This is a genomic window from Nocardia gamkensis NBRC 108242 (assembly GCF_001612985.1).
GTDB classification, from domain to species: Bacteria; Actinomycetota; Actinomycetes; order Mycobacteriales; family Mycobacteriaceae; genus Nocardia; species Nocardia gamkensis.
This window is the reverse complement of record NZ_BDBM01000010.1, coordinates 156,303-178,826: the sequence shown is the minus strand read 5'-3', so window position 1 is coordinate 178,826 and position 22,524 is coordinate 156,303. Positions and strand designations below refer to the sequence as shown.

Below are 22,524 nucleotides of genomic sequence, written 5' to 3'. Positions count from 1 at the left end.
CCTTTGCGTTATCCAGCCGCACCCGCTGGCGCGGCCCTTGCTGTAATCCGATGACAGCGGTACTCGTCCGGAAGCGGATCCCGGTCGCGGCGCCAAGTCATTCGGCCGCCACGGCGGTCGCCGCATCGACGGTGAAACGTTCTGGAGTCGAGGCCAACCCGACGAGGTCGAACTCATCGCGATCGAGGACGGCGCGCGGCAGGTACGGGCCCTTCTTGATCAACGTCTGCGCCGCCTTCACATCACGGGGCTTCCCGACACCGATCACGCCGACCAGGCGATCTTCGGCCAGGCTCAGCGCGAGGAACGGGCCAGCGTCGACGTCACCGCGCACGATCAGCTCGGTGCCGCGCCCGGGCCAGCCCGCGATCTGGAGGTTGCGGCCGAACTGGTTCGTCCAGCACCACGGAACCTCTTCGTAGGGCACGCGCTCGCCCAGTATGGTGCGCGCCGCGGCGGCGCCGTGGGCCTGCGCGTGATTCCAGTGCTCGATCCGTTCGGTTCCGCCGAGGATTCGATTCGGCAGTCGCGCGACATCCCCGGCCGCGTACACGCCGGGCGCCGAAGTCGCGCAGAACTGGTCGACGATGATGCCGTCGTCCACGGTCAGGCCGACACGTTCGGCGAGTTCGGTGTTGGGCGCCATGCCGACCGCGGCGATCACCGCGTCGGCAACCCACTCCCGCCCGTCCTCGGCCACCACACGTGTGCGTCCGTTCTCCTCGGCCGCCGCGGCGAGCCGGACTCCGGTCTCCACCGCGACCCCTCGATCCCGGTGCATACGCTGGTAGCTGGCCGAAATGGGCTCCGGCACCACGCGTTCGAGTACACGATTCGACATCTCCAGCACGGTGACTTCGGCTCCCGCGGTGCGTGCGGTGGCAGCCGCCTCCATGCCGACGAGTCCGCCACCGACCACGAGGACGCTCGGTGCGGCACCCGTCGCGCCTGCGCGGTCGAAGGCCGACCGAAGGGGCGTGACATCGTGCAGATGCCGAAGGGTGTGCGCCCCGGGCAGCAGGGAGTCCAGCCGCCGCGGCCGTCCTCCGGTCGCCAGGATGAGCGCGTCGTAGGACAGGTCGGAGCCGTCGTCGAATTCGACACGGGCGGAAGTGGTATCGAGTGCGCGTGCGGACACTCCCGTGCTCAACTCGATCGTCATCTCGGACCAGAACGCGGCCGGTTTGAGCCGCGCCTTCTCTTCGCCGACGGCGCCCGACAGCAACTCCTTGGACACCATCGGCCGACGGTAGGGCACCGCCGGATCGTTACCGACCAGAACGATCGACCCGGCGAATCCCTGCTTGCGCAGCGTCTCCGCCGCGGTGGCCCCGGCGACGCCGGTGCCGAGGATCACCACTCGACCACGCGGCGGGACGGTCACCGCTCGACCTCGACCATCTCGAAGTCGGACTTCTCGGCGCCGCAGTCGGGGCAGGTCCAGTCCTCGGGGATGTCGTCCCAGCGGGTGCCGGGTTCGATCCCGTCATCCGGCCAGCCGAGCTCCTCGTCGTACTCGAATCCGCAGATGACGCAGCGGTAGAGCTTATAGGCGGTCGTGGTATTCGTCATCGTTCACTTCCCCCAGGGCACGGACTTGACGAAACCGCCCGCGTCCACGCGCAATTGACTGCCGGTGATGTAGCGCGCGTCCTCGGAGGCCAGGAAGACGACGAGATTCGAGACGTCCTGCGGCTCGATGTACGGCACGCGCATGGCCTGCATCGCCGGGAACGCCACTTCGGCGTCTTCGCGAGTGGGGGCCTCCAGGTCGGGGCGGAAGACTTTGTACATGCCCTCGTTGTGCAGCATGTCGGTGTTCACGTTCGTGGGATGCACGGCGTTGACCCGGATCGATTTCTTGGCGAGCTGAATCGCCAGATCGTTCACGTAGTGCGCGACAACCTGCTTGGCGAAGCTGTACGCGGAGCCGCCTGGCCCCTGTTTGGTCGAGCTGCCCAGCTGTGCCGCGAGCGAACCCGTCGCGATGATCGAGGATCCGGGACCGAGATGCGGAAGGCTTGCCTGTACCACGTTGAACACACCGGCCAGATCGGTGTCGATCGTGTCCGACCACGATTGGATGGTCTGGCCGCGCCCCATCGGCGCGATACCCGCGTTGGCGACCACGATGTCCAGTCGTCCCAGCGCTTCGACGCCTTGGGCTATCGCACTCCAGACGGCGCCGCGCTCACGCACGTCGACGACGACCGGATGGACGCGAACGCCTTCCTTCTCGACCAGCCGGGCAGTTTCCTCCAGATCTTCGGGCCGGGCGAGGGGGTAGGTGTTTCCCTCGAGCTCGGCGCAGATGTCCAGGGCGATGATGCTCGCACCCTCGGCGGCGAGGTTCACCGCGTGTGAGCGCCCCTGGCCCCGGGCCGCGCCCGAGATCACCGCGACCTTGTCGTCCAATTTTCCCACTAGTGGCAACCTTTCAGTACTTCGATGGTGGGTCGGTCCACCGTTTGAGCGATCAGCTCTGCCGCGGCATCCGGAAGCCGATGGTCTTGGTCTCCAAGTACTGCTGGAATCCCTCGAGGCCGCACTGGCGGCCGACCCCGCTGTTCTTGTAACCCCCGAACGGTGCGTCGGCTCCGTAGAACATCCCGCCGTTGACGCCGACCGCACCGGTCCTGAGCCTGCGCGCGATATCCATGCCGCGCTCCTCGGACCGCGAGAGCACCGCGCCGGCCAAGCCGAAGGCGCTGTTGTTGGCGATACGCACGGCTTCGTCGTCGTCGGCGAACGGAATCACCACCAATACCGGCCCGAAGATTTCCTCCTGGGCGATCGCGAGTTCCGGATCCTCGGTGACGAACACTGTCGGCTCGACGAAATGACCGGCCGCCAAGTGGCCGGGCAGATTCCCCGGCACGCCTCCCCCGGTGATCAGGCGCGCGCCGTCGCGTATCGCCCGCGCGGACGCGTCGAGCACGCGGGCACGCTGCGCTGCGCTGATCACCGGGCCGACCAGGGTCTCCGGCAGTGCCGGGTCGCCTAGCGGCACCGCCTGGAACGCCGCACCCACCGCCGCGACCATGTCGTCGAACATCGAGCGGTGCACCAGCATCCGGCTGGTCGCAGCGCACGCCTGGCCTGCGTGGACGCACACGCCGACCGCACTGCGCAGGGCGTTCTCCGGTTTCGCGTCGTCGAGCACGATCAGAGCGGACTTGCCGCCGAGTTCGAGAAAGGTGCGCTTCATGGTGTCGGCGCCCTGACGCATGAGAGTGCGCCCGACCGCGGTCGAGCCGGTGAACGAGATGAGATCGACCCGGGGATCGGTCGCCAGCAGCCCGGCCACGTCGTTGGACGGCGTTGTCACGACGTTCACCACGCCCGGCGGGAAGTCGGTGTGCTCAGCGATCAACCGGCCCAGGCGGGTGGCGTTCCACGGAGTGTTCGGGTCCGGCTTGAGCACCACCGTGTTTCCGGCCGCCAAGGCGGGACCGAGCTTGTTGAGGATCACCTCGATCGGGAAGTTCGACGGGCAGATGGCCGCGACCACGCCCACCGGCTCCTGGACCACGGTGCGTTTGTTGCGATCACCGAACAGACCCCCGCCCACGAGGACGCGTTCCCAGGCGAATTCCTCGATCAGACCCGCCGGGTATCGCAATGCCTCGGCAAGCGGCCATTCCAGCTGCGCATTCTGCGTGGTCATCACCGGGCAGCCGACCTCGGCGACGAGCTCGGTACGCAACTGCTCCTTCTCCGTCTCCAGCGCGAGTTGCAGTTGCTCGAGGCAGCGGCGGCGCAGCGCGCGGTCGGTCGACCATCTCGTGTCGTCGAAGGCGCGGCGCGCGGCGGCGATCGCGCGCAGCATGTCCTGCTCGCCCGCGGCGGCGGTGGTGCCGAGCAGCAACCCGGTCGCCGGGCTGTGGTTGTCGAATGCCGCGCCGGACGCCGCTTCCGTCAGCTCTCCATCGATGAGCATCCGGAATTCGGCCTGCTCAGCGGCCGCACGCCCCAGCTCTGGGCTCAGGGCCACCCGCGCACCGACGACGTCGCTCACATTACCTCCAGATCACCGTCCAGGATGTCTAACTGTAACTATTACCGTATCGCACTTCAAGAAGTGGATCAATCAGAGTGAGGCGGCGCCGATACCAGGTCTGTTCAAGGACGTCGTAGTGGTACGGTCCGCCGCTCGGCAGCACAGGGCGAGCAGGCGCGGAGACTCGCGAGAAGACCGCGCGGGCGAAGGCGAGATATGCGAATCTGATCAGGCGCAACCGATCCACAATCACGAGTAGCGCATCGCGCGCCGGAAACACAACGTGCCCGCAGGTCACACCGCGCACCCCTCGACCACGGCGGGGACCATGCGGGCGAAGACTTTCGCGATGCCGAGATCCAAGGATGGATGCCCGACCCATGACCTCGCAATCAGTCGCGACCGCTCGCAGCCTCGGCATGGCCGGAAGGGAGGCGATCCGAGCCGGGCTGGATCGCACGAACTCCTTCGGCACACGGATTCCGCTGCGTGTTCACGAAGCCACCGAGAGATGGCTCGCCACGGCGTTGCGTTTGCCCCCCGGCGCGATCACATCGGTGCGCGTGCTCGAACACCACTCCGGCACCGCGGCGCGCGCCCGCATCGCCGTCGAATCCGATGCCGACATCCCCGAAGCCCTGTTCTTGAAGCTGCCGCCCCGCAATTATCTGCAGCACGTGCTGATGAACATCTTCCGCCTCGGCACCCGTGAAATCCTCGCCTATCGCGCTTTGGGCGACGCTCCGCCGATCCGCGTGCCGCGATGCTATGCGGCACAAACCGACCGGCTCCGGCGTCGCTGCGTCCTCGTACTCGAGGATCTGGCACCGACAGCGGAATTCCGCACGGTTCGCGACTCGGTGACCCGGGCGGAGGCGCAGGCCGTCGTCGACGCCATGGCCGCCCTGCACGGCGCGTATTGGAGCACCGACCGGTTCGCGACCGAACTCGCGCCGCTCACCATGCGCTCCATCGCGGACATTCGCCTCGCCGACATCATCCGTCACCGCTTCCTGGGCGAGATCACCGGACACGCGGCGCAGCTGATACCGGAGACGATGAAACGGCAGTGCCGCATCTTCTTCCAGCGCAGCGCCGACATCGACGCCTTCTGGGCCGCGCAGCCCCAGACCCTGATCCACGGCGACCCCCATTTGGGCAATCTCTTCTTCGAGAGCACCGGCCCCGGCTTCCTGGACTGGCAGATCGCGACAGCCGGGGCGGGCATCCGTGATGTCGCCTACTTCGCGAACGCGTCGGTCGAACCGGATCTGCTTCGCGAGATCGAACGCGATCTCGTCGAGCGCTACGTAGCCGGCTTGGACGCGGCGGGTGCCCGTGTCGACGGCGAGCGGATGTGGACGTTGTATCGCGCGGGCATCACCGAGCTCTATCTCGCCGCCGTCTGCACCGCCGAGGCCGGCGAGCGCATGCAGCCGTTCGAGGTTTCCCGGGTCGGCGTGGCGCGGGCCGTGGCGGGCGTCGAGGCGCACGACAGTTTCGGGGTGCTGACCGCACTCCTCGACGGCAAGCGAGTTTGACGTCAAACTTTCATCCGCCGTCGACGCGACGGATAGCGGCCTTCGAACAACGAACAGATCGAGGTGGCCGCCGCCCGGCTCCGATATGCCCGTCGCACTGTCCCGACTTCTACGATCCGGCGTCTTGGGTGACTAACTGTAAACATTACCGTATAGTCCGTCGAGACGGATCAATCGCGGGAAAGGGAGCGCCGATGTCGGGTCTGCTCAATGGCGTGAAAGTGGTCGAATTGGCCTCGTGGACCTACGTACCGAGTGCCGGGGCCGCGCTGGCCGACTGGGGTGCAGACGTGATCAAGATCGAGGACACCAAGGGCGGCGATCCGTGCCGCAACTTGGTTGTGGGCGGCCTCGACGGCACGGGCACGCCCGTGCGGGCCAACTTCATGATGGAGCTGGGCAACCACGGCAAGCGCAGCATCGGGGTCGACATCAAGTCCGAGCAGGGCAGGCGAATCATCGCACGATTGATCGCGAACGCGGATGTCTTCCTGACCAACTGGCTACCCGCACCGCTCGAGCGGGCCGGATTGTCGGTCGAACAGATCCGCGAGTTCAATCCGAACGTGATCATCGCCAGAGGCAGCGGTCAAGGCAGCCGTGGCCCGGAGAAGGATCGCGGCGGGTTCGACGCCGCCAGCTACCTCGCGCGCGCCGGTGTCGCCTACGCTCTGACGCCGACGAACGCCGAGTTCCCGATGGCGCAGGGACCGGCTTTCGGCGATCTCCAGGGTGGCATCACCCTGGCCGGCGGCATCACGGCGGCTCTGTTCCATCGCGAACGCACCGGCCACGCCCCGATCGTCGACAGTTCGCTGCTGGCGCAGGGCATGTGGGCCGTCGCACCGGATATCGCGGCCGCCGACTACTACGACATCGATCGAATTCCGGCCGGCGAGGCGGGCACCGCGCTCAATCCCGCGGTCAATCGCTACAAGACCCGGGACAACCGATGGGTGCAACTGGTGCTGCTCCAGGCCGATCGCTACTGGCGTGGTTTCTGCGAGCGCATCGGCCGTCCGGACCTGGGCGTCGACGAACGATTCGTCCCGCTGGCGAATCTGGTCGCCAACCAGGAGGCCGCGACGGCGGAATTGCGCAAGACATTCGCCGAGCGCGATCTGGCCGACTGGCAGAAGGCGCTCGCCGACGAACCGGGCGTGTGGGCGACCATCGCGAGCCCGCGAGAAGTACTCGCCGATCCACAGGTCACGGCCAACGGCTACCTCATGACGGTGACCGACAGCGCGGGCAACGAGTACCGGACCGTCGCAGCCCCCGTGCAATTCGACGAGACACCGGCCCCGCCGAGCCGTTCTCCCGAGTACGGGGAGCACACCGAGACCATCCTGCTCGAACTCGGCATGGAATGGGACGACATCATCGCGGCAAAAGACGCCGGCGCGATTCTGTGACATCGATCGGCACTTCATGAAACGCCACCTGAGTTGCCCCTGCGGGGAGTTCCTCGTCGGCCTCGACGAGGACGACCTCGTGGACAAGGCGCGACGACATCTCGCCGAGCAGCATCCAGATCACGAGTACACGCGAGACCAAATCCTGTTCATGGCCTATTGACCCCGCCGGAAATCCTGGTCGGAGCCATCCCGGCCAGCGCGACCATGGGCTATATTGTAAGGCATACTGTAGATATGTTAGGAGTGCGGTCGTGGATAAGAACGACATGATCCTGATCAGCGTCGATGATCACATCATCGAGCCGCCGGACATGTTCAAGAACCACTTGCCCAAGAAGTACGCCGACGATGCCCCCCGGCTGGTGCACACCGACGACGGCGCCGATGTATGGAAGTTCCGGGACACGGTCATTCCGAACGTCGCGCTCAACGCCGTGGCCGGACGTCCCAAAGAGGAGTACGGACTGGAACCCGACGGCCTCGACGAGATCCGGCCGGGTTGCTTCGATGTCGACGAACGCATCAAGGACATGAACGCCGGCGGAATCCTGGCGTCGATGAATTTCCCGTCGTTTCCCGGCTTCGCCGGACGACTGTTCGCGACCGAAGACCCGGAATTCTCACTCGCCCTGGTGCAGGCGTACAACGACTGGCACATCGACGAATGGTGCGGGGCCTACCCCGGGCGCTTCATTCCGATGGCGCTGCCGGTGATCTGGGATGCCGAATTGTGCGCCGCCGAGGTCCGCCGGGTCGCGGCCAAGGGCGTGCACTCCCTGACCTTCAGCGAGAATCCGGCGGCGCTGGGCTACCCCAGCTTCCACGATCCGTACTGGAACCCGTTGTGGAAGGCGCTGGTCGACACAGGCACCGTACTGAGCGTCCATATCGGGTCCTCGGGAAGGCTGTCGATCCCCGCGGTCGATTCACCCCCGGACGTGATGATCACGCTGCAGCCGCTGAATATCGTGCAGGCCGCGGCCGACCTGTTGTGGTCGCGGCCGGTGAAGGAGTACCCGGATCTGAAGATCGCCCTGTCCGAGGGCGGGACCGGCTGGATTCCCTACTTCCTCGAGCGCGTGGACCGCACCTTCGAGATGCACTCCACCTGGACCATGCAGGACTTCGGCGGCAAACGGCCGTCGGAGGTCTTCCGTGACCACTTCCTGACCTGCTTCATCAGCGACCCCATCGGGGTGCGGTTGCGCCACGAGATCGGCATCGACAACATCTCGTGGGAAATGGACTACCCGCACAGTGATTCGATGTGGCCGGACGCTCCGGAGGTGCTGGCCGGAGTGCTCGAGAGCGAGCAGGTCCCCGACGAGGACATCGACAAGATGACGCATCTGAACGCGATGCGCTGGTACTCCTTCGATCCGTTCAAGCACGTGCCGAAAGAGCAGGCCACCGTCGGTGCGCTGCGGGCAGCCGCCGCCGGCCACGACGTCAGCATCCAGGCACGCAGCCACCGGTCCACCACGGCCGAGGACAAGCTCCAGTCGTTCCAGTCCCAGATCAAGGCGGCCACCGCGCACACCGCGAGCTGACCGAAACGAATACGCGGCCACCCTTCCACCCGCGGCGGGGTGGCCGCATCCTCCTGCGAGACCGATGAGGTGATGCGTTGAGCATTTCGGTGATGCTCGAGATGGTCACGGCGAGTGATCCGGATCGGGTCGCCGTCGTATCGGACGGCACCCGCACGACCGCGGCGGAATTGAGCCTGCTGGCCGACCGTGCGGCCGGATTGATCCGTACGTCCGGCGCCGACCATGTCGCCTATGTCGGCACGGGCGGCCTCATGCTGCCGCTGTTGCTGTTCGGATCCGCGCGGGCCGGACGGGCGTTCACGCCGTTGAACTACCGGCTCAGCGCGGCGGCGTTGCGCGAATTGATCGACCGGCTGCCCGCGCCGCTGGTCGTGGTGGACGCCGAATACGCCGAGATGGTCGCGGGTTCCGGCAAGCAGGTCATCGACTCGGCCTTGTTCTTCGCCACCGTCCGCAGCACCGGAGGAAACGAAACGGTCGTCGACGCCGCGCCCGACGACATCGCCGTGCTGCTGTTCACCTCCGGGACGACCTCGCGCCCCAAAGCCGTCGAACTGACGCACGCCAATCTGACCAGTTACGTGATGGGCACCGTCGAGTTCGCCTCCGCCGAACCCGGAGACTCGGCGCTGATCTGCGTCCCGCCCTATCACATCGCCGGTGTCGGTGCGGCGCTGTCGAATCTGTACGCCGGTCGAAAGACGGTGTATCTGCGGCAGTTCGACCCCGGCCGATGGATCGGGTTGGTACGCGAGGAACAGGTCACCAATGCCACCGTCGTTCCGACCATGCTCGACCGTATCGTCGCAGCTTTACGAGCCACGCCCGGCGTCGAATTACCGACCTTGCGCACACTCGCCTACGGCGGATCCAAGGCACCTCTCCCGCTGGTCCGCGCAGCACTCGAGTTGCTGCCGGGCGTCGGCTTGGTCAACGCCTACGGTCTGACGGAAACCAGTTCGACGATCGCCGTGTCGACTCCCGAGGATCACCGGATCGCCTACGGCTCCGACGACCCCGCCGTCGCCAGACGACTGGGTTCGGTCGGCCGGGCCGTGCCCGGCGTAGAGTTGCAGATCCGCGACGCGGATGGCGCGGTCCTCCCACCGGGTGAAGTCGGTGAGTTGTTCGTCCGGGGCCCGCAGGTGTCGGGCACCTATGCCGAGATCGGTTCCGTCCTCGACCCCGACGGGTGGTTCCCCACGAAGGATCTCGCCGAACTCGACGCCGACGGCTACCTGTTCATCGGTGGACGCTCCGACGACACCATCATCCGCGGCGGGGAGAACATCGCCCCCGCCGAACTCGAGGAAGTCCTGGTCGAGCATCCCGACGTGCGAGAAGTCGCCGTGGTCGGCGTACCCGACGAGGAGTGGGGCCAGATCATCGTGGCTGTCGTCGTGCCCTCCGGTTCCGTACCGGATCCCGAACACCTGCGCGCGCATGTGCGCGAAAACCTCCGCGGTTCCCGGACACCGGACCGAGTCGTCTTCCGCGACCAGTTACCCACCACCCCCACGGGCAAGATCCTGCGGCGCACCCTCGTCCAGGAACTCTCCCCTGCCCTGTCCACCACCCAGGAGTCATCGTGATCAAGAGCGGCGCCCGACTCGAAAGCCAGGTCTGTGAGACCCAGGTGATCGTCATCAAATCCACCGACGCCATCGACGGGCTGCGCTGTGGTGGCGCACCCATGGTGCCGCTCGGCGAGCAGAGGGACGCCGGTGCCGTCCTCGATCCGGAGTTCTCCGGCGGCACCGCCGTGGGTAAGCGCTACGTCCACGACAGCGGCGCCGAAATCCTCGTCACGCGGGCGGGCGGCGGCACTCTCGACGTGGACGCGGTTCCGCTGGCTCTCAAGGAAGCCAAGCAGCTCCCGTCCAGCGACTGACGGTACAGGCACGGGGCGCGGAGAACCCGCGCCCCATCGGTCGAACATGTCCGGACGCAGAACTATACGGCGCTCATACCTTCCGAAGGTGGGAGCGCCGTTGTCGTGCGGCGGCCGCGGCCGGAGTCAGCGCCAGGCCGTCAGCAACTCTTCGGTCGTGGTGACGGTGGCGATCATCGACAACGTGTTGTCGATGATCGCTTCGCCGTATTCACGCGGGACGCCGGCGACGGCGTCCCGCGGCACCACGACGTCGTAGGCGGCATTGACCGCGTCCATCACCAGGTTGGGAATGGCCACATTCAGCGAGACTCCGACGGCCACGATGGTGGAGACACCGAGATTGCGTAGCACGGCATCCAGATCGGTACCCCCCATCGGCCCGAGTCCGTGCTGACGCCCGAGCACCAGATCGCTGGGCTCGGGTCCGAACTCGGGAAGCAGTGCCGCACCATCGCTACCCGGGGTCACCGCGACACCTCGCCGCCCGAGCGCGAACAATTTGGCGTTGTGATTGGAGCCGAGTCCATCGGCTCGCCGCCAGACCAGGCAGTGCACCACCCGCACGCCGGCGGCGCGGGCGACCGGAAGCAACATGCCGATATTGGGCAGAGCCCTGCGGCGCGCTTCCTCGGCCAGCACGGGCAATCCCGCGGCGGGGCCGACCACCGCGCCCTGGCATTCCTGAGTGATGACGGCGGTATGCGCGGGCGCGACGAGATCGGCCAGAGGGCGTGCGCTCATGCCACCACCCCCGAGGCCGCGTACCCGAGCGCTCCGCTCACGCCGAGACCGTCGTGGAGTCCACCGGCGGCACGTCGTAGAACTGGGTGGCCCATTTGCGCAGCGACAGATACGGTTTGGCGTCCTTCGGCGACAGCGGCGGCCGCTCGACGTACTTCTGGTAGCGCCAGATGCTCAGGTCCTCCCAGACCGTCACCAGGAACTGCTTCTCCACGCGCTCGCGGACTTCGGGCGGCGGCACATCGGAGTCGTCTCCGGGATTCTTCGGCCACCAGATCGAATAGAACAGGTCCGAGCACTCGTCGTCGACGGGTGTGGTGGCGAAGATCAGCCGGTGTTTCGACGAACCCTCGAAAGCGCTGATCGAGCCGCCGAGGCCGAACATCTGAGCGTGGATCTTCAAGGCCATCTTGTTCGGATCGTCACTGCGGGCGTCGGGCCAACCGGTCAGGAACGACCAGGTGTGATCGACCGCACTGTAGTCCAGCATCTGCGGCGTGACAGTCGCGCCGTGCACGTACTCGAAATGCAGACTGTCCGGGCCGTTCTCGAGCACCACCTGCGGGTGCACCGGCTCCCGCTCGGTCTTGCGGGAGAATTCCGGGTAGGGACGGTAATAGCTCGCGGGATCCGATTCGAGATCCGGGAACAGCCGCAGGATATCGGGCATCTCCCACTGCGGCGGCTTACCCTCGGGCTGGTGCCACATGAACACGCAGCCGTTCTGCTCGTTGACCGGATACACCTGCAACCGCAAGCCGCGGTTCACCCGATCCTCGCCGGGGATCTTACGATTCCTGCCGTCCGGCCCCCACTGCCATCCATGGAACGGGCATTCCACGCAGTCGCCGACCACCTTGCCACCGTGGCCGAGATGCGCGCCGAGATGCCGGCAATGACCGGTCAGGATATGCAATTCGCCGGACTCGTCACGGTAGGCGACCAGATCTTCTCCGAAGTACCGCAGTGGCCGCGCCTCGCCGAGCGGGAATTCGGCCGACCAGCCGACCATGAACCAACCGGTGACCTTCCAGGTGAACGGAACTTTCACAGGGCACCTCCAGGGCCGTTGAAAATAGTGTTTGGTATGTCGTTGAGCATTTCCACTGCGGTGCAGCCGACTGCCCGCCTGGATGATGTCGGAAGGTCTCGCATTCCGACCCGGATCACATGGTGACGACCGTGGCCCCCGCGGTGCCGGGAGCGCCGTAGAGAAGGGCGAATCCTGCCTTGGGCGCACCAGCGACTTGACGGTCGCCCGCGGTTCCGCGCAATTGCAGCACCAGTTCGTGGAGCTGTCGCATTCCCGAGGCACCGATCGGCTCGCCGTTCGCGATGAGTCCACCGTCGGTGTTCACCGGCATGGAGCCGGAGATCTCGGTGACACCGTCGGCGATCAGTCGCTCCTGGTCGCCGTCGGCGCAGAACCCGGCCTCGGCCATATGGATGACCTCGGCGCCGGCATCGGTGTCCTGCAACTGGATGACATCGATGTCCTCGGGCGATACACCCGCGGACTCGAATGCCGCGCGAGAGGCGTAGACCGAAGGCGACGCGTCCTCCTGTACCGGTGCGTACGCCGTGTTGACCTCGTAGGCACCGTATTTGCGCGTCCGCACCTCGACGGCTCGCACATACACGGGTTTGCTCGTGTAGCGATGCGCGATGTCGGCACGGCACATGATCACCGCGGCGGCACCTTCGTCCGGCGCGCAGAACATGTAATGGGTCAAGGGGTAGTTGAGCATCGCCGCGTTGAGGATGTCCTCCTCGGGGACCGGCTTGCGGCGGAAAGCGTTCGGATTCAATCCGCCGTTGCGGTAGTTCTTTGCCGCCACCTTGGCCAGCGTTTCCACGGAGATGCCGTGATCGTGGAGATAGCGATTGGCCTTCATCCCGAAGAACTGCGTGGTCAGGTACTGACCGTTCTCGCCGTACCACTTGGGCATTCCGACCAGGGTGGGGTCGACGGTGAAAGCTCCGCGCGGATGCTTGTCCATGCCGATCGCGATTCCGATGTCGTATTTGCCCAGCCGGATCGCGTCGGCGCACGCCTCGGTGGCGCTGGCCGACGTGGCGCACGCGTTGAAGACGTTGGTGAAGGGGATCCCGGTCAGCCCCATCAGGCCCACGATCGCGTCGGGATTCGCGACCTCCCAGCTGCCACCGATAGCGAACTGGATGTCTCGCCATTCCAGTCCGGCGTCGGCGAGCGCGGCTCGGATCGCGTCGGCCCCCATTTGCATGGCGGTCTTGCCCTCGAAGCGGCCGAAGGGATGCATACCCACGCCGATGATCGCGACGTCGTTGGTCATGTCGGAACTCCTGTCCCTCAGATGGGTTGGAAGGCGAAGGTCAGGACCTCGTTGCCTTCTTGGTCGGTGCCGAGCGGAACGGCCGTCAGCGCGACCTCCATCCCGAACGCGAGCTTCTCCGGGTCGTTCTCCGTGAGCCGGCCTTCGACTCTGATCACGTCGCCGAGCTGGACCAGCCCGACCCCGAAGGGCACGAAGGTCTTCGGCGTCTCATCCCCGAGATAGGGGGCCCCCGGAAGAAATCCTTGCGTCGTCCACGCCACCAGCGTCCCGGTGCGCGGCAACGTGATCTTCTCGATGGACTGCCGGCTGCACCGCGGGCACAGGTCCTGGATCGGGAACACCGTCGCACCGCAGTCACCGCACGACCCACCGACGAGCCGGAAATCCTCCTCCGGCCAGTTGGAGATCTCGGGGGCGATCATTCTCTGCATCTATCGTTCCTCACATTCGGATTTCTGGGAGGTGTCACCATTTCGGCTCGAAATGGTTCGACCGCGGCGCGCATTCCTCGACGAACGACAGCAGGCCGAGGTGATAGGCCGCGGCGCCGAATCCGACGCTGATGTTGTGCCCGCTCCCGGCTTGCCGGTGAACCACGAAACGTGGTGTGGCGGTGAAATATCCCTCGACCTCGGCGAGTGCGGCGGCGTCGCCTCGCCACACCCGCTCGTATTCGGCGTGAGTGAACCGCACGGGAACGCGCACCCGTGGGGCCAGCGCGGGAAAATCCGTCGGCCAGTCGCGCACGACGGCGACTTCGTATCCCGGCGTGCCGACCGTGAGTGAACGACCTCCGAACACCTCCGGCGGATAATTATCCCGCGGGGCCCAGAGAAGATCGCGAATCGCGCCCGCCTTGCGGGTATGGCGGATCTCCTCGATGATCCGGATGGCTTCGGGATGCTTGCGGATACCGGTGCCCGCCAGTTCGAGGCCGAGCAGTTCGTCGCCGCGATCGTCGGCGGCCATCCGCGCCGCCAGATCACAGCCCGCCGAATGGCCTGCGAGGAACACCCCGGCTCCTCGCCCGCTCGTTTCCAGCAGCGCGTCGATGGTGGCGTAGCACGCGTCGACTCGGCGCTGCGGGGTCTCGAAGACCTCGCCCCATGGTTCGGACGCGCCGTAGCCCGGCCGGTCCAGGGCGAGCACGGTGAATCCCAGTCTGGCGCCGAGACGCAGCAGCGACAGCCACGGGCTGCCGGGTACGTCGAAGTAACGCGCCGTGGTCGCCCCGCCGTGCACCGCGACGAGCACCGCGCGCGGATCGCCGACCTCGGCGCACAGCGCCGACATCGGGATTCCGTCCACCTCGACCGTGCGGGCGACGACGGCGCTGTGCTCTTGCACCAGGCCTGCCCGTTCGGCATTCATCGGTCCGCCCGCAACAGCATCACGCCGCTGGGCGTCAGTCCGCCACTGCTGACGACCGCGACCCTGGCATCGGGTATCTGCCGTTCGCCCGCCTGCCCGCGCAATTGCGCGACCGCCTCGTGAATCAGGCCCATCCCGTGGGTACGCCCGTGCGAGAGCTGGCCGCCGTGGGTGTTCAGCGGAAGCAGGCCGTCGCGGGCGATGTTCTTGCCGCCCCGCAGGAAGTCCTTGGCCTCGCCGATGCCGCAGAATCCGAGCGCCTCGATCCAGGACAGGCAGTTGAAGGTGAATCCGTCGTAGAGTTCCGCGACGTCCACGTCGTCGGGTCGCAGTGTCGTGCGGGTCCACAGATGCGCTGCCTGCCCGAGAACCTGCGGCTCGTGGGTGAGCGTGCTCTGGTCCCATTCCAGCCGTTCGATGATCTGGGTTCCCACCGCCTCCACGAACACCGGCGGCTTCGCCAGGTCGGCCGCGGTCTCACGCGCCGAGACGACCACGGCGACCGCGCCGTCGCACGGCACATCGCAGTCGTACAGCCCGAAGGGTGTGGTGACCGGGCGTGCGGACAGGTAGTCGTCCATGGTCAGCGGATCCCGGTAGATCGCGGACGGGTCGAGCGCGGCGTTCGCGCGCTGATTCAGCGCGATCCAGCCCAGCGTCTCCCGGTCCGTGCCGTACCGGTGGAAATGGCGTTGCGCGGTCTGCGCGAGCAGGTGCGCGGCCGAGATCGCCCCGAACGGCGTGAGCCACGGGTCGGTGATGCCCCCGGACGGCGCGATCGAGCCGGCGCGGAGGAGTTCGGCGTATGTCGATTCCCACACCGTGCGGAAACACAGCACGTGCCGAGCCAGGCCGCCTGCCACCGCGAGCATGGCGGCGATCACGGAACCGCCGGGGCCGAAGGTCTCGGCACCGCCGTTGTGCCACGTCGGATGGAGACCCAGCGCCGATTCCACCGCCGTGACGCCGCCCTCGGTGAACGGACCGAGATTCCCCGACCCCGGATAGGTGCACAGTCCGTCGATGTCTTCCAGGCGCAGTCCGGCGTCCTCGACCGCAGCACGGCAGGCCTCGAGCGTCAGTGCCAGCGGATCGGCCATGAGCCTTCGACCGATCCGAGACCTCCCGATACCGGTGATCGCGACCTTGTCCTCGAATTTCTCCCTCGTCGCCATCGGCCGGACGTGCTCGCGTATGGCGGACGGCTCGATCGGGTCCGCCGGGAGCGCGGCAGGCGGCGACCCCGGCCGCGCAGGCCGGAACAGCGGTATCCACACCGTGCCGGCCTGGTGGAACACCACCTCCATGCGCTGACCCAATTCGAGGTCGTCCGGATCGCATTCCACCGCGTTGGTGGTCAGCCGAACCCGCGAATCCTCCTCGAGCGCGACCTGGGCCACGACATACGGCGCGGGCAACCCGGGCACCGCGAAGCGGTGATTCACCGTGAAGCCGATCAGCGTGGCGAATCCCGAGACCACGCCGGCCGACATGCTGTCACCGCGGCAGTACCTGCACACCGGCTGGGGCGGATGGTTGAGTGCGGCGCAGGACCGGCACTGCTGAATCCGCAGGCGGCCGTCGGCGCCGGATAGCCAGTAGAACTCGGTCTCCGGTGTGATCGACGGCAACGGCCGTGATGTGGTGTCGGCCACGCGGGCTCCTTTCCAGCCACCTGCGGAGCTGTTCAGCTCGCCTTCGCCTTCGGCTTGGCCGGAAGCGAGTAATTGGCTCGACCGAGGCCGAGAACGTGCTGGGCGATCATGTTCCGGAAGACCTCGAGCGTGCCGCCGTAGATGCCGCACAGCGGCGCCCAGCGGTAGATGTACTCCATCCCGCCGTTGTCGGCGGCGCCTTCGGTGTCCACCGGCAGCGCCGAAGCGGGGCCGAGGATGTCCATGAGATCAGGCGAGATGTCGCGCATGGTCTGCGCGATGGCGACCCGCCCGAACATGTGCGGCGCCGACAGCGCCGCCTCCATCCGCGCGATGCTGCGGCCGAGGCGATACGCGACCGAGCGGTCGTCCAGCAGCCTGCGCCCGTCGGGGCCCTTGCGCGCCGCGACCGAGACCACCGCGTCGACCGAGTTCGCCATCATCGTCCCCTGGTGAACCATGATCGAGACATCCTGGAGGCCGTCGTCGGCGGCGCCGACCACGCCGTGTTCCTCATTGAGCGGGCCCATCAGCACCGTCCAGCCGCCGTTCACGTCACCGAGGCGGTATTTGTCGTCCACGCGGACGTCGCTGTAGTAGACGATATTGGTGCGGTCGCCGTCGACGGTGCGGATGCCCTGGATCTCGATGCCGGGGCTATCGAGCGGGACCAGGAACATAGTGAGGCTTTTGTGTTTCGACGCCTCCGGGTCGGTGTTGGTGATGAGGAAGACGTACTGGCAGTTGTGCGCACCGGTGGTGAACATCTTCGAGCCGTTGATCACCCACTGGTCGCCGTCACGCACCGCCCGCGTCTTGCACATCGCGACATCGGAGCCGCCTTCGGGCTCGGTATATCCCAGGCACAGCCTGATCTCGCCGCGCTCCAAGCCGGGCAGGACTTCTTCCTGCAATTCGGGAGACCCGTGTTTGCGAACGGATTTGGCGACGATGGCGGTCGTCCCCCAGGTCACCCAGGGAATATGGACCCGGCGCTTCTCCAGATCCCACATCCGCCGCCGCAGCCGGTTGAGACCGCCCTCTTCCTCGGAATTCAGTTCCGCGGTCAGCCACCCCTCCGCGCCGAGGGCCAAGTGCACGCCCTCGTCGAAATTGTCACCGGTCTCGCGGTCCCTGCGGCGGACCTCGTCGGTGACGTGGGTGGCGAGAAAAGTTCGCGCCCCCGCCAGGAACTCCTGGTCGTCGGCGGAAAGTTCGACTCGTGAGAAATCCATGATGTGCTCCGTCCTAGGCCGACGCGGCGGCGAAATGTTCGGCGACCTGCGCAGCGCTCGCGCCCAGATCCCCGGCGGCCAGCGGCCAACCCCTGGCCCGCACCAGATATGCCGACGCGGCCGATTCCGTGGCCACGCCGAGTCCGCCCTGCACCTGCACGGCCATGGTCGCGGCTCGCGGCGCCTCCTCGGCGATGTAGACGAACGCCGCCGCGGACAGGCCGGGCTGGAAATCGGGCTCGTGTTCGAGGAACCACGCCGCGCGCCGGGCCAGGTTACGTGCGGCATTGACCGTGATCGCGATATTGGCCAGCGGATGGGAAATGCCCTGCAGGGTGGAGATCGGCACACCCATCGTGTAGCGCGTGGTAGCGAATTCCGCCGCGATGCGCAAGGTCTCATCGACGAGGCCGACCAGCGCGGCGGCTGTCAGCACTCGCCACTCGTCGAGTGCCCTGTCGTATTCCGCGAGCGCCTCTTCTCCGCTGGCGAGCACCGTCCGGTGATCCGCGGATGCAGGGTCGACCCAAGCCATCGGCAGCCGGCCGATATTGTCGACCTTCCCTGGCCGGGTGTCGAAGCTCAGGCGCACGATCTCCTCGCCGTCACGCACGACAACGTGGTCGGCGGCCGAACCGGAGGCGATGAGCCGCAGGCCATCCGCCGAATCGACACGAGTGTCGAGGGTGACCACCCGCCTGCCCTCGACCACATCGGCGGCCTCCTGGTCGCCCCCGGTCAGCGAACCCAGCCGTGCCAGCAACCGAGCCGCGCAGATGTGATCGATCCACGGCAGCGGCGCGATCGCGCGCCCGAGTTCCTCGGCGACCAGCGACAGTTCCACCAGCGTCGCGCCGTCGCCGCCCACCGACTCCGGAAGCGCCATCGTGGTCGCGCCCGTCGCGCACAACTGCTCCCACAGATCCTTGTCGAATCCGGTTTCCTCGGCAGCGCGGACGGTGTCGAGTGAACACCGAGATTTGAAGAACTTCGCGTAAACGGCCTGGAGTTCGGCCTGATCTGCCGACAGGCTGTAATCCTGCCGGCGCAATTCGTAGCGGTCCATATTCGTTTGCTCCTGGTTCCGGCGCGTCAGTCGCCGACGGATCGGTCGCCGAAGAAGAATTCCTGCGCGTTGTTGTAGAGGTAGTTGTCCAGCACGTCCTCGGGCAGATCCAGTGCCAGCGCCTCCGGTACCAGCCTGCGCATGGCCAGCACCGGCCAGTCCGAACCGAAGATCACCTTGTTCTTACCGCGGGTGCGCATGAAGTGGATCAGGCTGTCCGGCAGTCGCTTCGGCGACCACGCCGAGGTCATCAGCCGCAGATTCTCGTATTTCATGAGCAGCCGGATCGCGGTGTCCCACCACGGATCCGCGCCGTGGATCATGCACAGACGCAGTTCGGGGAACTGGTAGCACACCCGGTCCAGGTATATCGGGTTCTGCACCTCACCCGGAATGGGCGGCCCCGGAATCCCGGTGTTCATGCACAGCGGCAGACCGATCTCCGCACATTTGTAGTAGAGCGGATAATAGACCGCGTCGGTCGGCGGATACCGTCCGTCGCCCCAGAAGCTCGGTCCCGCCGTCGTATACGACACCGGCAACCCGGCGACCAGCGAGGTGAGTTCGCGCAACGACGCGACCGGATGCAGCAGGTCCACCCCGTTCAGCGCCAGCGAGAACCGATCCGGCCGGGCCTCGACGAATTTGAGCGCGGTAATCGACGGCTTTACCATCGAAAACATCAAGATCGCCTTCTCGACGCCCTGCTCATCCATCTCATCGAGCAATTCCGTGAGATCGACCTGGGCGTACATCGAACTCCCGCCCTTGAAGTAGTCGTCGCGCACCTTGAGCATCCAGGTGGGTTGGTCACGCTCACCGAAGTGAACGTTCACCAGACAGTCGTTTACTCTCCGCATCCTCATGCTCCGATTTCTTCCGCGCCGTCCGACGCCGCTAGTTGCATCGCCCACCGATAATCCGGCTTACCGTTTCCCAGCCGCCGGATCTCCTCGACGAAGATCACCGCCTTCGGCACCTTGAACCCGGCCAATCGCGACTTGCACAACTGCCGCAGAGCGGATTCGATGCCGGCGTTCCCGGAATCGGCACACACCAGCGCGACCACTTCGTTTCCCCATCTCGCGCTCGGGCGGCCGACCACGAGCGCGTCGCTGATCTGCGGATGCGCGCGCAACACTTCCTCGACCTCCTCCACGAACACCTTCTCGCCGCCGGTGTTCACCACGAGGGCATCGCGCCCGAGCAGGCGCAATGTCCCGTCGGCGTCGACGGTCGCCCGATCGCCGGGTATCGCCATGCGAAGCCCGTCGATGACGGGGAAGGTGCGCTCGGTGGCCACGCGATCGTCGAAGTAGCCCAACGGCACGCGGCCGGTACGGGCGGCCCAACCGACCTCCGGCTCTCCCGGCGTCAGGAAGCGCGTGCGGTCGTCGGAGACGGCCGTCCCGCCCGGCATCGGGGCGAAGGTGTCCACTTCGTTGCCCTTCGTGCTGCGCCCGAATCCCATACCGCCGGTCTCCGAGGATCCGTAGCCTTCGACGACGTAGGCGTGCGGAAGCAACTCCAGCAGATTCCGCTTGTGCACCGGGTTGGTCGCCGCTCCACCGCTGCCGATCGCCAGGAGCGAGGACAGCTCGTAGTTGCCTTCGCGCAGAGCCCGTACCAGAGGTGCGGCATAGGCGTCGCCGACGATCGTCATGAGCGCGGCTTTCTCCTGCTCCGCGATCCGCAACGCGTTGTGTGCGTCGAACTTCTGCCGATCGTCGTACAGCACGATGGTCTGGCCGGCGAGCAATCCGGCGAACGACGTCCAGATCCCGGCCGCGTGCGCCAGCGGTGACACCGCGAACCACACGTGACCGGTCATCCGCGCGAGCTGGTGCAGTCCGTCGGCCGATTCGTGGTCGGCGCCGTTCATCGACGAGACGTACATGTCGCCCTGGCGCCAGAGCACACCCTTGGGCCTGCCCGTGGTGCCACCCGTGCACAGCATCACCAGGTCGTCCGGCGAGGTGGCGATGACCGGCTCGGCGGCGCCCAGGTCCACCGCTTCCTCGTAACCGATCGCGCCCGCGAGCTCGGGTGCGTCGCTGCCGTCGTCGACCGAGACGAGCAGTTCGACACCCTCCGGCACCGCCTGCTCCACGACCGATCCGAAGGACCGGTGGTAGACGATGCCGCGTGGCTGGATATAGGCCAGCAGGTCCCGGATCTCATGCGCGGTGTAGTGGTGGTTGACGTTGACCGGAACGACGCGCGCTTTCATACAGCCGAGCATCACGTCGAGGTATTGGTCGTTCCGCATCACCAGCGCGATGCGGTCCTGGCCGCACTCCCACCGCTCGAGCTCCGCGCGGGGGGTGTGCTCGCCGAACCCGCGCTCGGCCAGGAAGTTCGCGAACTTCTTCGTACGCGTCGCCATTTCGGCGAAAGTGCGGCGTCGCTCGCCGCACACGGTCACCGTACGATCCGGCACTGCCGCCGCGATTTCGTCGAAGACGGCGCTGATCGTCCATTCGGTCAACAGAGCGCTCCGATCCCGGAGCCGGGAGCCGTATGTGCTAAGTCCATGGTTTCGTTCCTTGGTCCTATCGGGACGCGGAGGCGACCGGCACCCCGAGCAGTTTTCAGGGCGTTGTCGCGCATGATCTTGCGCATGCCGGGACACCTCCTACGGTCGAACCGTATGCCGCAAGCCGAATAGATATGTCTACTGTATACGTATCAGTACGGCTCGGCGCAAGACTTGTGGAGGACGAAAATCCAGGAGCATCGGGCCCCGGTCGCGCCAGGGCCCACCCCTGCGGCACAGTGAGCGAACCGGTCGAATCCATCACCGAGATCGAAGGCAAACGGTATTCTCTACTGTATATGTGACAGTATGCACCGAGGGCCCAACACGAGCAGGAAGAATCGGGGACCACAGTGACCAACGAGAAGACCGCCGAGGAGGACGCCGGCGCGGTGGGCGTCGAGCGCGACGGCCCGGTTCTGCGCCTCATCATCGACCGCCGGAATCGGCGCAACGCACTCTCGCACGTCATGATCGACACCCTGGTGGCCACCCTCACCGACGCAGCCACCGACGACGAGCTGCGCGTCGTGCACATCAGCGGCGCGGGCGAGAACTTCTGCTCGGGCGTCGACTGGGTCGCCACCAACAGCGCGGGCAAACGGCCCCCGACCGGCGACCTGGTCCGGCGCATCCCGCATACCGCGCACCGCGTCATCGAACTCGTGCACTCGATTCACCTGCCCGTGGTCTGCACCGTCCGGGGATGGGCCGCCGGAATGGGATGCAATCTCGCGATCGCCGCCGACTTCACTCTCGCCGACACCGATGCCGTGTTCTGGGAGCCTTTCCTGCCCAGGGGATTCAGTCCCGACACGGGCTCCACGTGGCTGCTACCCCGCTTGGTCGGTGTGACCCGAGCCAAGCGGATGCTGCTGCTCGGCGAGAAGATCGACGCCGCGGAGGCCGCCGACTGGGGGCTGATCCACCGGGCAACGCCACCCGATGAACTGGACCGCGCGACCGAGGAACTGCTCACCCGCCTGGCCGCCGGTCCGACCGTCGCCCTCGGCATGGCCAAACAGTCCATCCACCGAAATCTGCGTACCGGTCTCACCGAGGCGATGGACAACGAGCTCTACGGTCTCGAACTCGCTTGCCGCACCGCGGATTTCAAAGAGGGACTGGCCGCGTTCCGGCAACGCCGCAGCCCGGAGTTCCACGGCCGCTGACCCGCAGGTGCCCATCCTTCGCCA

Annotated in this window: 21 protein-coding genes; 7 read left to right on the top strand and 14 right to left on the bottom strand. The window is 66.5% G+C overall.

The window, feature by feature from the left end:
- Positions 1–97 precede the first annotated feature (97 nt).
- From NG1_RS11845 to NG1_RS11830, 4 genes are read right to left on the bottom strand one after another with little or no spacing between them, the layout of a single operon-like run.
- Entirely contained in the window at positions 98–1,384 is a 1,287-nt protein-coding gene (locus tag NG1_RS11845; protein WP_063910323.1) for an NAD(P)/FAD-dependent oxidoreductase, read from the bottom strand.
- A complete protein-coding gene (locus tag NG1_RS11840; RefSeq protein WP_062970090.1) occupies positions 1,381–1,572 on the bottom strand; it encodes a rubredoxin in 192 nt (63 codons plus the stop codon). The genes NG1_RS11845 and NG1_RS11840 overlap by 4 nt, the downstream gene beginning before the upstream one ends.
- 3 nt (positions 1,573–1,575) lie before the next feature.
- Positions 1,576–2,424 (bottom strand): mycofactocin-coupled SDR family oxidoreductase, encoded by an 849-nt coding sequence (locus NG1_RS11835; RefSeq protein WP_062970089.1) that lies wholly within the window; start codon positions 2,422–2,424, stop codon positions 1,576–1,578.
- A gap of 52 nt (positions 2,425–2,476) precedes the next feature.
- Positions 2,477–3,940: an aldehyde dehydrogenase family protein gene (locus NG1_RS11830; protein WP_084498863.1), complete on the bottom strand. Its 1,464-nt coding sequence runs from the start codon at positions 3,938–3,940 to the stop codon at positions 2,477–2,479.
- 440 nt (positions 3,941–4,380) lie between these two features.
- Here NG1_RS11830 and NG1_RS11825 point away from each other — a divergent pair, with 440 nt between their 5' ends.
- From NG1_RS11825 to NG1_RS11805, 6 genes are all read left to right on the top strand, one after another.
- A complete protein-coding gene (locus tag NG1_RS11825; RefSeq protein WP_062970087.1) occupies positions 4,381–5,541 on the top strand; it encodes a phosphotransferase family protein in 1,161 nt (386 codons plus the stop codon).
- A gap of 194 nt (positions 5,542–5,735) precedes the next feature.
- Positions 5,736–6,956 (top strand): CaiB/BaiF CoA transferase family protein, encoded by a 1,221-nt coding sequence (locus tag NG1_RS11820; protein ID WP_062970086.1) that lies wholly within the window; start codon positions 5,736–5,738, stop codon positions 6,954–6,956.
- A gap of 16 nt (positions 6,957–6,972) precedes the next feature.
- On the top strand, positions 6,973–7,119 hold the full coding sequence (locus NG1_RS34960) for a hypothetical protein (RefSeq protein WP_063910322.1): 147 nt from the start codon (positions 6,973–6,975) through the stop codon (positions 7,117–7,119).
- A gap of 91 nt (positions 7,120–7,210) precedes the next feature.
- Complete coding sequence (locus NG1_RS11815) at positions 7,211–8,509, top strand: amidohydrolase family protein (RefSeq protein ID WP_062970085.1); 1,299 nt, start codon at positions 7,211–7,213, stop codon at positions 8,507–8,509.
- Between the two features lie 77 nt (positions 8,510–8,586).
- Complete coding sequence (locus NG1_RS11810; RefSeq protein ID WP_062970084.1) at positions 8,587–10,104, top strand: class I adenylate-forming enzyme family protein; 1,518 nt, start codon at positions 8,587–8,589, stop codon at positions 10,102–10,104.
- Positions 10,101–10,403 (top strand): hypothetical protein, encoded by a 303-nt coding sequence (locus NG1_RS11805; RefSeq protein ID WP_062970083.1) that lies wholly within the window; start codon positions 10,101–10,103, stop codon positions 10,401–10,403. The genes NG1_RS11810 and NG1_RS11805 overlap by 4 nt, the downstream gene beginning before the upstream one ends.
- A 126-nt stretch (positions 10,404–10,529) precedes the next feature.
- Here NG1_RS11805 and NG1_RS11800 read toward each other — a convergent pair whose 3' ends face one another.
- The 10 genes from NG1_RS11800 to NG1_RS11755 all read right to left on the bottom strand — a co-directional run bounded on the left by NG1_RS11800 (position 10,530) and on the right by NG1_RS11755 (position 21,280).
- The gene (locus NG1_RS11800) at positions 10,530–11,147 is read right to left on the bottom strand and encodes a cysteine hydrolase family protein (protein WP_062970082.1); all 618 of its coding nucleotides are present in this window, start codon (positions 11,145–11,147) and stop codon (positions 10,530–10,532) included.
- 37 nt (positions 11,148–11,184) lie between these two features.
- Positions 11,185–12,198 (bottom strand): aromatic ring-hydroxylating oxygenase subunit alpha, encoded by a 1,014-nt coding sequence (locus NG1_RS11795; protein WP_062970081.1) that lies wholly within the window; start codon positions 12,196–12,198, stop codon positions 11,185–11,187.
- A 115-nt stretch (positions 12,199–12,313) separates the two neighbouring features.
- Positions 12,314–13,462, bottom strand: a complete 1,149-nt coding sequence (locus tag NG1_RS11790; protein WP_062970080.1) for a thiolase family protein — start codon at positions 13,460–13,462, stop codon at positions 12,314–12,316.
- Positions 13,463–13,479: 17 nt separating this feature from the next.
- Positions 13,480–13,896 (bottom strand): Zn-ribbon domain-containing OB-fold protein, encoded by a 417-nt coding sequence (locus NG1_RS11785; RefSeq protein WP_062970079.1) that lies wholly within the window; start codon positions 13,894–13,896, stop codon positions 13,480–13,482.
- 34 nt (positions 13,897–13,930) lie between these two features.
- A complete protein-coding gene (locus NG1_RS11780; RefSeq protein ID WP_084498856.1) occupies positions 13,931–14,836 on the bottom strand; it encodes an alpha/beta hydrolase in 906 nt (301 codons plus the stop codon).
- On the bottom strand, positions 14,833–16,491 hold the full coding sequence (locus NG1_RS11775; protein WP_062970078.1) for a thiolase C-terminal domain-containing protein: 1,659 nt from the start codon (positions 16,489–16,491) through the stop codon (positions 14,833–14,835). Before NG1_RS11775 ends, NG1_RS11780 begins: the two co-directional genes overlap by 4 nt.
- A gap of 32 nt (positions 16,492–16,523) precedes the next feature.
- Positions 16,524–17,726, bottom strand: coding sequence for an acyl-CoA dehydrogenase family protein (locus NG1_RS11770; RefSeq protein WP_062970077.1), 1,203 nt, complete (start codon positions 17,724–17,726; stop codon positions 16,524–16,526).
- 13 nt (positions 17,727–17,739) lie between these two features.
- Entirely contained in the window at positions 17,740–18,792 is a 1,053-nt protein-coding gene (locus NG1_RS11765) for an acyl-CoA dehydrogenase family protein (protein WP_062970076.1), read from the bottom strand.
- Positions 18,793–18,818: 26 nt separating this feature from the next.
- The gene (locus NG1_RS11760) at positions 18,819–19,652 is read right to left on the bottom strand and encodes an amidohydrolase family protein (RefSeq protein ID WP_157113997.1); all 834 of its coding nucleotides are present in this window, start codon (positions 19,650–19,652) and stop codon (positions 18,819–18,821) included.
- A gap of 2 nt (positions 19,653–19,654) precedes the next feature.
- Positions 19,655–21,280, bottom strand: coding sequence for an AMP-binding protein (locus tag NG1_RS11755; RefSeq protein ID WP_062970074.1), 1,626 nt, complete (start codon positions 21,278–21,280; stop codon positions 19,655–19,657).
- A gap of 401 nt (positions 21,281–21,681) precedes the next feature.
- Between NG1_RS11755 and NG1_RS11750 the strand changes: the two genes are divergently transcribed.
- The gene (locus NG1_RS11750; protein WP_062970073.1) at positions 21,682–22,500 is read left to right on the top strand and encodes an enoyl-CoA hydratase/isomerase family protein; all 819 of its coding nucleotides are present in this window, start codon (positions 21,682–21,684) and stop codon (positions 22,498–22,500) included.
- The last annotated feature ends 24 nt before the right edge of the window (positions 22,501–22,524 follow it).

Bases quoted from the DNA above. Each gene is read 5' to 3' on its own strand.
- NG1_RS11770 (WP_062970077.1), bottom strand. From the start codon at position 17,726: ATGGATTTCTCACGAGTCGAACTTTCCGCCGACGACCAGGAGTTCCTG.
- NG1_RS34960 (WP_063910322.1), top strand. From the start codon at position 6,973: ATGAAACGCCACCTGAGTTGCCCCTGCGGGGAGTTCCTCGTCGGCCTC.
- NG1_RS11830 (WP_084498863.1), bottom strand. From the start codon at position 3,940: ATGCTCATCGATGGAGAGCTGACGGAAGCGGCGTCCGGCGCGGCATTC.
- NG1_RS11780 (WP_084498856.1), bottom strand. From the start codon at position 14,836: ATGAATGCCGAACGGGCAGGCCTGGTGCAAGAGCACAGCGCCGTCGTC.
- NG1_RS11840 (WP_062970090.1), bottom strand. From the start codon at position 1,572: ATGACGAATACCACGACCGCCTATAAGCTCTACCGCTGCGTCATCTGC.
- NG1_RS11765 (WP_062970076.1), bottom strand. From the start codon at position 18,792: ATGGACCGCTACGAATTGCGCCGGCAGGATTACAGCCTGTCGGCAGAT.
- NG1_RS11785 (WP_062970079.1), bottom strand. From the start codon at position 13,896: ATGCAGAGAATGATCGCCCCCGAGATCTCCAACTGGCCGGAGGAGGAT.
- NG1_RS11825 (WP_062970087.1), top strand. From the start codon at position 4,381: ATGACCTCGCAATCAGTCGCGACCGCTCGCAGCCTCGGCATGGCCGGA.
- NG1_RS11790 (WP_062970080.1), bottom strand. From the start codon at position 13,462: ATGACCAACGACGTCGCGATCATCGGCGTGGGTATGCATCCCTTCGGC.
- NG1_RS11760 (WP_157113997.1), bottom strand. From the start codon at position 19,652: ATGCGGAGAGTAAACGACTGTCTGGTGAACGTTCACTTCGGTGAGCGT.
- NG1_RS11800 (WP_062970082.1), bottom strand. From the start codon at position 11,147: ATGAGCGCACGCCCTCTGGCCGATCTCGTCGCGCCCGCGCATACCGCC.
- NG1_RS11820 (WP_062970086.1), top strand. From the start codon at position 5,736: ATGTCGGGTCTGCTCAATGGCGTGAAAGTGGTCGAATTGGCCTCGTGG.